The sequence below is a fragment of the Micromonospora marina genome (genome assembly GCF_900091565.1).
Lineage (GTDB): Bacteria > Actinomycetota > Actinomycetes > Mycobacteriales > Micromonosporaceae > Micromonospora > Micromonospora marina.
In genome coordinates, this window is sequence record NZ_FMCV01000028.1 from 35,128 (window position 1) to 47,802 (window position 12,675).

The 12,675-nt window shown below is 76.4% G+C and carries 4 protein-coding genes; all 4 read right to left on the bottom strand.

The features are described from left to right. Window positions 1-13: 13 nt before the first annotated feature. From GA0070215_RS25090 to GA0070215_RS25105, 4 genes are read right to left on the bottom strand one after another with little or no spacing between them, the layout of a single operon-like run. A complete protein-coding gene (locus GA0070215_RS25090; protein WP_091050555.1) occupies window positions 14-3,517 on the bottom strand; it encodes a non-ribosomal peptide synthetase in 3,504 nt (1,167 codons plus the stop codon). Further along, entirely contained in the window at window positions 3,514-5,820 is a 2,307-nt protein-coding gene (locus GA0070215_RS25095; RefSeq protein ID WP_091050557.1) for a lantibiotic dehydratase, read from the bottom strand. The genes GA0070215_RS25090 and GA0070215_RS25095 overlap by 4 nt, the downstream gene beginning before the upstream one ends. Then, a complete protein-coding gene (locus GA0070215_RS25100) occupies window positions 5,817-8,927 on the bottom strand; it encodes a thioesterase domain-containing protein (protein ID WP_091050561.1) in 3,111 nt (1,036 codons plus the stop codon). The genes GA0070215_RS25095 and GA0070215_RS25100 overlap by 4 nt, the downstream gene beginning before the upstream one ends. Then, complete coding sequence (locus tag GA0070215_RS25105) at window positions 8,924-12,376, bottom strand: AMP-binding protein (protein ID WP_244167138.1); 3,453 nt, start codon at window positions 12,374-12,376, stop codon at window positions 8,924-8,926. The genes GA0070215_RS25100 and GA0070215_RS25105 overlap by 4 nt, the downstream gene beginning before the upstream one ends. Window positions 12,377-12,675 lie beyond the last annotated feature (299 nt).

The following is a 12,675-nucleotide window of genomic DNA, read 5'->3' on the forward strand; positions in this document are numbered from 1 at the left end:
ACAAGGGATCGCGTCACGGGTGGGGTCGGCGAGGTGGCGGGGTACGGCGGGCGCGGCCCCGCCGGGCGGCGGCGCGCATCGCGGCGCGGGCCAGTTCCGGTCGGTCGGCGGCCCCGTCGAGGCTGGCGGCGAGCGCCCGCACGGTCGGGTGGCGGAACAGGTCGAGCATGGTGATCGAGCGGCCGGTGGCCTCGGTGAGCCGGGCGTGCACCGCGGCGAGGGCCATCGAGTGGCCGCCGATGTCGAAGAAGTTGTCGCTGACCCCGACCGCGTCGCGGCCGAGCACGTCCCGCCAGATCCCGGCGATCAGCTCCTCGGTGGCGGTGAGCGCGTCCGAGCCGGCGGGCAGCGGCGCGCGGGCCGGTTCGGCGGTGGCCACCGTCATCGCGCCGAGCGCGGCGACCCGCACCGCCGGGCGGGGCAGCTCGGGCGCGACCTCGGCGGCCGGGGCGTCCGGGTCGGCGGCGAGCGCGCCGACCAGGGCGGCCAGGTCGGTCAGGAGCGCGGTGATCCGCTCGGCGGTGAACAGGTCCGGGTTGTGCACCACCTCGACACCGGCCCGCCCGTCGCGTTCCACCACGTAGACGGTCAGGTCGAACGGCGACCCGGGCTTGGGCACCGGCACCGGCTCGGCGGTCAGGCCGGTCAGCGCCAGCCGGGGCGCGACGAAGTTGAGCACGTTGAACAGCACCTGCACCAGCGGGGCGCGGGAGGTGTCCCGGCCCACGCCGAGCGCCTCGACGATACGTTCCAGTGGGGCGCCCGGGCGGGCGGTGACCTCGTGCAGTTCGGCGGCGGCCCGGTCGACCTGCTCGGCGAAGCTCGCGCCGCCGGAGCGGACCCGCACCGGCACGGTGTCGATGAAGAACCCGATCACCTCGTCGAACGCGGCCAGCCGCCGATCCGCGACGATCGCGCCGAGCACGTGCTCGTCACCGCCGGTGACCCGGCGCAGCAGCTCGCCGAACGCGGCCAGCAGCACCGCCGCGACAGTGGTGCCGCGCCGGGCCGCCAGGTCGCGCACGGCCCGGTCGGCGGTCTCGTCCAGCCGCACCGCGGCCTCCGCGCCGGCGTACGTCTGCACAGCCGGTCGGGGACGGTCGCGGGGCAGGTCCAGCACCGTGGGAGCGCCGGCCAGGTGCGCGGTCCACCAGGCCAGGTCCGTCTCGCCGCGGCGCCCGTCCCGGTCGGCGCGCCACACCGCGTAGTCGGCGTACGTGGCGGGCAGCGGCGGGCGGCCCGGCACCGACCGGCCGAGCGCGCGGGCGTACGCGAGCGCCAGCTCGTCGTAGAGCAACGCCTCGGACCAGCCGTCGAAGACCGCGTGGTGCACAGTCACCGCGAGCACGTGCTCGTCGGCGTCGAGCCGGTACACGGTCACCTGCCAGGGCGGCCCGGTGGCCAGGTCGAACGCGTGCCCGGCGCCGGCCGCGAGCATGCCCGCCAGCTCGGCGTCCGGGTCGGGCGCACCGGTCAGGTCGACCACCGGCACGGCCACGTCGGTGGGTTCCTCGCGGACCGCGTACGGCACGCCGCCGTTGTGCGGGATGCGCCAGCGCAGCACGTCGTGGCGTTCCGCGACGGCCCGCAGCGCGGCGCCGAGCGCGGTGACGTCCAGCGGCCCGCGCAGCCGGTGCGCGACGGCGATGTTGTACGGCGCGCTGGACGGGGCGAGATGGTCCATGAACCACAGCCGCCGCTGCGGCGGCGACAGCGTCGGCGGGTTGCCGGTGGTGAGCCCGTCGGCGTCGGCGGGGTCGGCGGCGCGGACCCGGTCCACGAACGCGGCGAACGTGCGGTCGGCGAACAGCACCCGCGTGTCCACCTGTCGGCCCAGCTCCGCGCGCAGCGCGGCGACCAGCCGCATCGCGGCGATGGAGTTGCCGCCGGCGGCGAGGAAGTCGCTGTCCGGGGCGGGCGCGGCGCCGAGCAGCCGGGTCCAGGCGCGCCGGACCGCGGCCGTCACCGGGTCGTCGCCGGCGGGCGCGTCGTCCACGGTGGCCGGGGTGGCCGCCGCCAGCTCGCGCAGCGCCGGCCGGTCCAGCTTTCCGGTGGTCGCGCTGACCGGCAGCGCGTCCAGCCGCACCATCCGGGCCGGCAGCATCGCGGTGGTCAGCCGTGTCGCCGCGTACGCCCGCAGCTCGTCGTCGTCCGGCGCGCCGGCCGGGGTGAGGAACGCGACCAGCTCGGGGCCGGCCGGGCCGGGTACCGCCTCCACCGCGACGCGCTCGACGCCGGGGCAGGCGGCCAGCACGGCCTCGATCTCGCCCAGCTCGATGCGCTGGCCGCGTACCTTCACCTGCCGGTCGGCGCGGCCGAGGTAGACGATCCGGCCGTCCGGGCCCTGCCGGACCAGGTCGCCGGTGCGGTAGAGCCGCTCGCCGGGCACGTCGCCGAACGGGTCGGGCACGAACCGCTCGGCGGTCAGGCCGGGCCGGTTGAGGTAGCCGTCGGCCAGGCCCGGCCCGCCGATGAGCAGCTCGCCGGTCTGGCCCGCCGGCACCGGCCGCAGGTCGGAGTCGACCACGTACGCCCGGTGGTTGGGCAGTGGCCGGCCGATCGGCATCGGGTCGGTGTCGGCGTCGGTGAGGTCGCAGGTGACCGCCAGGACGCTGGTCTCGGTCGGGCCGTAGCCGTTGACGAAGCGCCGGCCGGGCGACCAGCGGGCGACCAGCTCGGCCGGGACCGCCTCGCCGCCGCAGATCAGCACCCGCCACGACGGAAACCCGGCCGGGTCCAGCAGCGACAGCACGGTGGGGGTGATGAAGCCCCAGGTCACCTCGTGCGCGGCGGCGAACCGGGCGATCCGCGCCGGGTCGGCCCGGTCCTCGGCGCCGAGCAGCTGCACCGACCCGCCGAGCGTCAGCGGCACGAACAGGTCCATGACGACCACGTCGAAGCCGAGCGAGGCGATGCCGAGGCTGCGCACCGAGGCGTCGGCGCCGGTCAGCGCGGTCACGCCGGTGACGAACTCGACCAGGTTGCGGTGGGTGTTCAGCACGCCCTTCGGGCGGCCGGTGGAACCGGAGGTGAACAGCACGTACGCCGGGTCGCCGGGGCGGGCCGGGCCGGGCGCGAGCGGGGCCGGCCCGGGCGGTCCGAGCGTCGTCACGCCGGGTTCGTCGCCGAACTCGGCCGCTGCCGCGTCGCCGACCACCACCCGTACGCCCGCGTCGCGGGCGATGCCGCGCAGCCGCGCCCGGGGGCCGCCCGGCTCCAGCGGCACGTACGCGGCGCCGGACAGCAGCACGCCGACCACTGTGGCCACCAGGTCGGGGGTACGCGCGCCGCACACGCCGACCCGGTCGCCCCGGCCGACGCCGTGCCCGCGCAGCGCGGCGGCCACCCCGGCGGCCCGGTCGACGAGCTGGCGGTAGGTGAGGCGGGTGTCCCACTGGCGCACCGCCACCGCGTCCGGCGTGCGGGCGGCCTGCTCGGTGATCAGGTCCGCGAGGGTGGCGTCCGGCCAGGGCAGATCCGGGCCGTGGACGGCGCTGACGGTAAGGGTATCGGTCACCGGAGTGCTCCAAGGGGTTCGGCCGGGTCGGTGATCTGGAGGCGGAGTTCGCTGACGTAGCCGCGACCCCGGGCGTCGGGCACCCACGCCTCGGTGGGCGCGGGCAGCAGTTCGGAGACCACCACCGGCACGTCCGGCCCGGTACGCAGCGCGGCGTCGACCATGGCGCACAGCGACTGCGCGTACAGCGGCCCGGTCAGGTCCACGTAGCAGGGTTTGATCTCGGTGCCGACCTTGACGAAGACCCGCTCGGGCAGGCCGGTCTCGGCGCGCCAGCGGCGTACCGCCAGGTAGCGGGCGGACTCGTCGGAGTGGCCGCCCAGCCCGCACGCCCCGGCCGTGGTGCGCCAGGTGCGCCGCGCCACGACCAGCCGGTCGATGGTGATGCGGGGCGTGTACGCGGCGGCGCCGAGCAGTTTGAACGCGTCGAGCAGCAGCGAGCCGAGCAGCGTGGCGAACACCTCCATCAGCGGCCAGCGGGCGCCGTCGGGGAAGACCGCGGTGAGCTGGTCGCCGGTGCGCTCGACCAGCACGGCGGTGGCCGGGACCAGGCGGTCCACGTCGGCGCCGTGCGCGGTGTCGATGCCGAGCTGACGGTCCGCCGGGCCGGTCAGCGCGTACGTGGTGCGGGTGGTGCGGCGGGGGAAGCTGTCCGGCCACAGCACCCGCAGCCGGACCGGACCCAGGTCGGCGTCGAGGTCGGCGCGCAACGCGGCCGGGTCCGGGTGGAACGGGCTGAGCACCGCGCTGTCGAAGGCGACCGAGGCCGGGTGCAGCTCGCCGAGCACCAGCAGGAAGTCGCCGCGCTCCACGGCCTCCGGCGAGGCGGCACTGAGCTGCACGTCCGGGTTGTGCAGCCGGGCCGACGGCCAGCCGGGCCGCGTCGCCGGGAACAGTTCCCGGGCCCGCTCGGTCAGGTCCGCGGCGCGCAGCCGCAGCTCCGCCTGCCCGGCGGGCAGGTCCGCCAGGCCGAACAGCTCGGCCCAGCGTGCGGTGAGCGTGGCGCCGGCCCGGCCGATCGGGCCGTCCGGGGCGACGAGCGTGCCCTGGGCGAGCAGCCACAGGTCGGCCAGCCGTACCGGTCCGCCGTCGGCGACCAGTTCCTCGTGCAGCTCGGTGAAGAGGTCGCCGCAGCGGCCGGCCACCTCGCCGGTGAACCAGCGGGCGGTACGCAGCACCACCGCCATCGGCTCGGCGAGCGCGTCGATCACCGCCGAACCGATCCGGAACTCCAGGTCGCGGGCGGTCTCCTCGTAGCAGACCGTGCGGGCGGCGTACATCTGCCCGCTGCGCCGGGTGGCCGGGCGGCCGGTGACGGCGGTGAACCCGGCGTTGAGCGCGGCGAGCGCGGCGCCGAGCCGGTCCGGGTCGCCGGCCGCGGCGGCCACCTCGTCGCGGGCGGCGCACAGCCGGCCGAACTCGGCCGCCGTCGCGGCGCGGACCGCATCGTCGCCGATCGCGGCGATCCGCGCTTCGAGCACGCGCTCGGCGTCCGGTGCGATCGGCAGGTTCGCACCCCAGTTGAGCCGGCCGTGCTCGACCCAGCGGTCCAGCAACAGGTAGACGTCGTCGGCGCTGTGCACCTCTCCGGCGTCGCACAGCCGCTCCGCCAGCTCCACCGCCGGCGTGCGCCCGTCGCAGGCGCCGAGCACCAGCGCCTCGACCGGGGTCAGCGCGATCGGCGGGTGCAGCGGGACGCGCAGCTCCCGCCCGGCGACGGTCAGGTGCGGTTGCAGGGCCGGCGCCCACCACCGGCGCACCGCCAGGTCGTCGGCGAGCCGGTCGGCGTACGCGATGAGCGCCCACGCCTCGAAGTACACCCGCCGCCGGTGCACGAGCGCGTCACCGGGCACGGTGTGCACCCCGGGCCGGGTGGTGTCGAACGTGCCCCAGCAGACCGGGCCGAAGAAGCCGATCGTCTCGGCCTTGCCGCAGTAGCGCTGCCAGTAGCGCAGCAGGCTCAGCTCGCGCTTGCGGCGGCGCACGTTGCGGACCTGCGGGTCGGTGCGCAGCAGCCCGTCCAGCGCGATCAGCATGTCCGGGTTCTGCCAGGTCACCGCCTCGCGCAGCAGCGGGTCGGCGGCCAGCTCGCCGGCCACCGCCGAGGACTCGGCGAACGCCTCGGCCAGGGCCTTGCCGAACACCTCGGGGCCGGTGTCGCCGGCGAGCAGCGCGTCCGCGGCGGCGGCGCAGTCCGGCGCGGCGAACCGGTCCAGCCCGGCGGCCGGGAAACCGGCGGTACGCAGGACCACGTCCCGCCACACCGACCAGCCGGTCTCGCCCAGGGGCAGCAGGTGGCTCACCGGTACTCCTCCCGCCGGGCGTCGGTGATGTGCAGGCGCAGCTCGCTGAAGTAGCGGCGGCCCTGCCCGTCGGGCACCCACGCCTGCTCCGGCGCGGGCAGCATCTCGCTGACCGTGAACGACACGTCGTCGCCGCCGTCGACCCGGGCGGCACGCACCATCGCGCAGAGCGTGGTGGCGAACGCCGGCGCGGACAGGTCCACGAAGCAGGGCTTGGTCTCGGTGCCGAGCTTGACGTACACCCGCTCGGGCAGGCCGAGGCGGCGGCGCCAGCCCCGGACGGCGAGGAACCGGTCCGGTTCGCCGTTCGGCACGGCCAGGCCGCTCTCGCCGACTGTGGTCCGCCACGTCTGCCGGGCCAGCACCAGCCGGTCCACCGTGACCCGGGGCGTGTACGGCGCGGCGGCGACCAGTTTGAACCCGTCCACGGCGTGCGCGCTGAGCGGCTCGGCGAAGATCTCGACGAGCGGCCAGCGCTGACCGTCCGAGGCGGTGGCGACCAGATCGCCGTCCACCTCGTCGACGACCAGGCCGACGGTGGGCAGCACGCGGGCCGGGTCGGCGCCCGGCGCGTCGAGGAACGCCAGGTGCCGGTCGGCCGGGCCGGTCAGCGACTCGGCGGTACGGCTGGTACGCCGCGGCCAGTCGGCCGGGAACAGCAGCCGGACCCGCCGCTGCCCCATGTCCGCCGCGAGCGCGTCGCGCAGCCGCTCCACGTCCGGGTGCGACGGGGTGAAGACCGCGCAGTCGAACGACGACCAGGCGGCGTGCAGCTCGCCGAGCACCACCGTGTAGTCGCCGCGCCGCAGCGCGTCCGCGTCGGTGGCGCAGATCTGCAGGTCGGGGCTGTGGATGGCGGCGTTCGACCATTCGGGACCGTCGCCGGGGAACGCCGCGTCGATGCGGCCGGCGAGGTCGGTCGCGCGCAGCCGCACGTCGGTGGTGCCGGCGGGCAGCGTGTCCAGGCCGAACAGCCCGGCCCAGCGGGCCGCGAAGTCCGCCGCCACCGCGTCGACCGGCCGCTCCCCGTCGCCCCAGAACATCCCCTGGGCGAGGAACCACAGGTCGGCCAGCGGCACCGGGCTGCCGGACTCGGCGCGCAGTTCGTCGTACAGGCCGCGCAGCACGTCGAGGTAGGCGCGGGCGAGCGCGTTGGCCAGCCAGCGGGCGGCGCGCAGCAGCACGTCCAGCGGGGCGGCCAGCTCGGCCAGCAGCGGCGCGCCGAACACCACGTCCAGATCCCGGGCGCTGTCCTCGTAGCAGACCGTGCGGCCGGCGTACATCTGCCCGGCCCGGCGTACCGCGGGCACGCCGGTCAGCTCGGTGAACGTGGTGTCCAGCGCGTCCAGTGCGGCCCGCAGCCGGTCCGCGTCACCCGCTGCGGCGGCGACGTCGTCGCGGGCGGCGCGCAGCCGGTCGAACCCGGCGCGGGCGGCGGCGCGGGCCGGCTCGTCGCCGATCGCGTCGATGCGGTCGGCCAGCACCCGCTCGGCGTCCGGACTCACCGGCAGGGCCGCGTCCCAGGTGATCAGTTCCCGCTCGACCAGCCGGTCGAGCAGCGCGTACCCGTCCTCGGAGCGGCGCAGCCCGATCGCCGGATCGGCGACCAGGTCGGCGGCGGCGCGCCGGCCGTCCGCCGCGCGCAGCAGCGCGGCCTCGACCGGGGTCAGCGTCAGCGGCGGGCGGCCGGGCCGCAGCACGTCGCGGTCCCGGACCGCCAGGTGGGCCCGCAGCATCGGCGGCCACCACCGGCGCACCGCCAGGTCCGCGCCGATCCGTGCGGCGTACGCGGACAGCGCCCACGACTCGAACCACACCCAGCGCCGCCGGGTCAGGCGCTCGCCGGGGTCGACCCGGGCAACGTCCGGCTGCGCGGGATCGACTGTGACCCAGCAGCCGGGACCGAAGAAGCCGACCGTCTCGTTCTTGCCGCAGTAGCGCTGCCAGTACTTCAGCAACGCCCGTTCCCGGTCCCGGCGGCGCACGTTGCGGGCCGCGTCGGCCCCGCCGCGCACCAGCCCGTCGAACGCGACGAGCGCGCCCCGGTTCTGCCAGGTGACCGCCTCGCGCAGCAGCGGGTCGGCGGCCAGCTCGCTGAACCGCTGCGCGCCGGCGCGCAGCGCCTCCTCGAACTCCTTGGTGAACCGGTCCGCACCGGCGCCGGTGGCCAGCAGCTCGTCGGCCGCCGCGGCGGCCCGGGGCGCGGTGAACAGCTCCAGCCCGTCGGCCGGGAACCCGGTGGTCCGCAGCATCGCGTCGCGCCACACCGACCAGCCGGTGTCGCCGAGGGGGACCCGGTGCGCGGCGCCGGCGGTCCCGCGACCGGCGGCGCGCACCGGGTCCGGACCCGCGTCCGGCGTGGCGGCGCGGGTGTCGGTGGGCGCGGCGGTCAGGTCGGCCCGGATCAGCGCGGCCAGCTCGGTCAGCCGGTCGTGCAGGAAGAAGTGCCCGCCGTCCAGCTCGTGCAGGGTGAACCCGGCCGCGGTGTGCTCGGCCCAGGCGGCGCTCTGCTCCCGGCTGACCGCCCGGTCGGTGCGGCCGGCGAACACGACGATCGGCACCGGCAGCGGCTCGCCCGGCACATGGCGGTAGTCGTCGACCCGGCCGAAGTCGGCGCGCAGCAGCGGCAGCAGCAGTTCCACCAGCTCGGGGTGGGCGAGCAGTTCGGCGGGGAGGCCGCCGCCCTCGCCGAGGCGGCGCAGCAGCTCGTCGTCGCCGGCCCGGGACAACCCGTCGAACGGGCCGGGCGTGGCGACGTGCGGCGCGCGGGCGCCGCCGACGTAGAGCCGCAGCGGCAGCGGGCGACCGGTGCGGCGCAGCTCGCGGACCACGTCGAAGCCGAGCCGTCCGCCCATCGAGTGGCCGTAGATCGCGTACGGGCGGTCGGCGCGGGAGGCGATGGCGTCGGCCACCTCGGCCACGCCGAAGCGCGGATCCTCGGTGATCCGGTTCTCCCGGCCGGGCAGTTGCACCGGCACCACGTCGACGCCCGGACCGAACTCGGCGGCCCAGCGCCGGAACACGCTGGCGCCCGCTCCGGCGTAGGGCAGGCAGAACAACCGCACCGGCGCCTCGGGTCGGCTTCCGGCGGAGACGAACCAGTTCACCGCGGACCTTTCTGCACGGGGTCGATCCAGTGCCGGCGGCGCTGGAACGGGTAGGTGGGCAGTCCGGTGCGCCGGACCGTGCCCTCGGGATGCAGCTCGTGCCAGTCGACGTCGCGCCCGGCGACCCACTCGGCCGCCGTCTCACGCAGCGGGCCGCCGTCACCGGCGACGCGGGCGTCGGTGTCCAGCAGCACGTCCAGCGCGGACAGCGCGGCCGGCAGGTCGGCGGCGACCACCGCCGCCCGGTGGGCGAACGCGCGCCGGCCCAGCGCCAGCGTGGCGGCCACATCGGGCAGTGCCGGGGCCGCCCCGGCGAGGTGGCTGCGCAGGCGGGCCAGCGCGGCCCGCAGCGCCACCGGGGTACGCGCGGAGACCGGCAGCAGCCACGGTCCCTCTCCGGGTGGGTCGGCCGGCTCGGCGGGCGGCGGCTGTTCCACCACGACGTGCGCGTTGGTGCCGCCCAGGCCGAACGCGCTCACTCCGGCGACCCGGCGCGCGTCGTCCGGCCAGTCCCGCGCCTTGGTGGGCACGTAGAACGGTCCGGCGGCCAGGTCGATCTCCGGGTGCGGGCGGGTGAAGTGCAGGTTCGGCGGGATCACGCCGTGCCGTACCGCCAGCACCGTCTTGATCAGCCCGGCGATGCCGGCCGCGGCGTCGAGGTGGCCGATGTTGGTCTTCACCGAGCCGAGCGCGGTGGACTCGGCGGGCGCGGCGCCCGCGTACACCTCGTGCAGCGCGGCGACCTCGATGGCGTCGCCCAGCGGGGTTCCGCTGCCGTGGCCCTCGACGAGGCGGACCTCGCCGGGCGCGACCTCGGCGGAGGCGAGCGCGTTCGCGACGGCGGCGGCCTGTCCGGCCGGGCCGGGCACGGCGAAACCGGCCCGGTCCGGGCCGTCGTTGGTGACCGCCCAGCCGGGCAGGACCGCGTAGATGCGGTCACCGTCGGCCTGTGCGTCGGCGAGCCGGCGCAGGGCCACCACGCCCGCGCCGGAGCCGAACCCGGAGCCGGCGGCGGCCTCGTCGAAGGCGCGGCACCGGCCGTCGGGCGAGGCGAGCCCGCCCGCCCGGTGCCGGGGCCACATCACCGTGGACCCGCCGGCCAGCGCCAGGTCGCACTGGTAGTCGGCGAGGCTCTGCGCGGCGACGCACACCGCGACGAGTGAGCTGGAGCAGGCGCTCTGCACGGCCATCGCCGGGCCGGTCAGCCCGAGCCGGTAGGCCACCTGCCCGGGCAGGTGGTCGGTGAACTGGCGGCCGACGAGCCGGGCCTCCCAGTCGTCCGGGTCGACGTCGCCGACCACCGCCGGGTTGTCCATGAGGTGGAACAGGAAGTAGCGGTTGGCCGAGGTGGCGGCGTAGACGCCGACCAGCCCGGGGAAACGCGCCGGATCGTGCCCGGCGTCCTCCAGCGCCTCCCAGGCGGTCTCCAGGAACAGCCGGTGCTGCGGGTCGGTACGGTCGGCCTCGTCGGCCTCGAGACCGAAGAACTCGGCGTCGAAGTCGGCCACCCCGTCGAGCCGGCCGGTGGCGCGGACGTGCCGGGGGTCGGCGCGCAGGGCGGGGCCGACGCCGAGCGCGGCCAGCTCCTCGTCGGTGTGGTCGTGCACCGAGTCGACACCGGTGCACAGGTTCCACCAGAAGGTGGCCACGTCGGGCGCGCCGGGGAACCGCCCGGCGACACCGACCACGGCGATCTCGTCGCCGGTGTACTCGCGGGCGGCGCGCACCGGCGCGGCGGGCGCGGGCAGCACCGGGGCGCGGACCGCCTCGGGCGGGGCGTCCAGCAGCAGCGCCGCCTGGGCGGCGACGGTCGGGTGGTCGAACAGGCGCAGCATCGGCAGGCGTACGCCGAAGCGCTCGGCGAGTCGCTGCTGCACCTGACCCAGCAGCAGCGACTGCCCGCCCACGTCGAAGAAGCTGGCGGTGCGGGCGACCGCGTCGCGGTCCAGCACCGCGCACCAGATGTCGTGCACGGCGCGTTCGGTGTCGGTGGCCGGTGCCTGCTCGGCGGGCACCTCGGTCACCGGGTCGGGCAGCGCCCGCTCGTCGACCTTGCCGGTGACGGTGAGCGGGAACTCGTCGACCACCACTACCGCACGGGGCACGGCGTAGCCGGGCAGCGCGGCGGTCAGCGCCGCGCGCAGCGCCGCCGGGTCCGGGCGGGCACCGGCCCGGCGGGCGTACGCGAGCAGTTCGCCGTCGCGGACGACGACGCGGACGCCCGCGACGCCGGGCTGGGCGGACAGCACCGCCTCGATCTCGGTCAGCTCGACCCGGTGCCCCCGCACCTTGACCTGCCGGTCCAGCCGGCCGAGGCAGACCAGTTCCCCGCCGGGCAGCAGCCGGCCGAGGTCACCGGTGCGGTACGACGGCACCCCGTCGGCGTCGGCGCCGAACCGGTCGCTGTCCTGGTTGAGGTAGCCGGGGGCGAGGTGGCGGCTGCGGACCACGATCTCGCCGGTGTCCGGGGCGAGGTCCAGCCGGTAGCCGGGGAACGCGACGCCCACCGGCAGCGGCCCCCGGGCGTCCGGGTCCACCTCGGACAGCGGCTGCACGTGCCGGGCGGCGAACGTCATCTCGGTGGCGCCGTAGCCGTTGACGAGCAGGCAGTCGGGGGCGAACCGGTCCCGGCCGCGGGCTGCGTCGGCCCAGGTGGCCTGCTCGCCGCCGAGCAGCACGGCCCGCACCGTGGGCAGCCGGCGCGCGCCGAGTGTGTCGAGCAGGAAGCGGTAGACGGTGGGCGTGCAGTGCAGCACCGTGGCGCGGTGCCGGTCGAGCTGCTCGACGGTGTGCGCCAGCCCGTGGCGGCGCAGGTCGACCGGGACCACTGCGGCGCCGGTGAGCAGCGCCGGATAGAGGTCGGGGATGGCGGCGTCGAAGCTGAACGACGCGAGCAGGCTGAGCCGGTCGTCCGGGCCGACACCGAGCGCGGCGATCTGGTTGTCGACGACGTGGGCCAGGTTGCGGTGGGTCTGCCCGACCGCCTTCGGCACGCCGGTGGAGCCGGAGGTGAACAGCACGTACGCCGGCGCGTCCGGGTCGGCCGGGACCGGGCGCAGCGGAGCCGGCGGCACGTCGTCCAGCGGCACCACCGGCCGGTCACCGGCCAGCGTGGACGCCAGTTCGCGGTGCTCGGCGGCGCAGGCCAGGGCGGTGACACCGGCGGCGTCGACCATGTGGCGCAGCCGCGCGACCGGGAAGCCCGGGTCCAGCGGCACGTACGCGCACCCGGCCGCGAGCGCGCCGAGCAGCGCCGCCACGGTGGGCGCACCGTGCGCGGTGAGCAGCGCGATCCGGTCTCCGGCGCGCAGGCCCGCGGCGGCGAACACGGCAGCGTGCCCGCCGGCCGCCCCGGCCAGCTCGGTGTAGGTGACCTCGTGGGTCTCACCGAGAAGGGCCGGACGTCCGCCGTGTACCGCCGCGATCGCGCCGAAACGATTGATGATCATCGTCTCTGCCATGTCAGGAAACGGGTTGCGCTCCACCGAGGACAGGCACGCAGCGATCGACGAATGTGATCATTGATCCCCCCCAGGACTTCACATTGGAAGCAGAATATGGCTCGATCCGTGCGCCGGAAGAGCAGCGACGAGGCTCGAACCGAAGAGGGGACGGCACCGTGGAACCTCGGACGGAGGAATTCGTCCGATCATCCCTCTAGCGCGTAGACGATTTGCAGCGTAGGTGACCGCGGACAAACTATTTTACGGAGAGAATACTTCCAGGCCGTGGAATCTTCGCCGCAGAC

What these genes read in the sequence shown, in the direction of transcription:
- GA0070215_RS25105 (WP_244167138.1), bottom strand. Translation starts at nt 12,376, where the DNA reads ATGATCATCAATCGTTTCGGCGCGATCGCGGCGGTACACGGCGGACGT.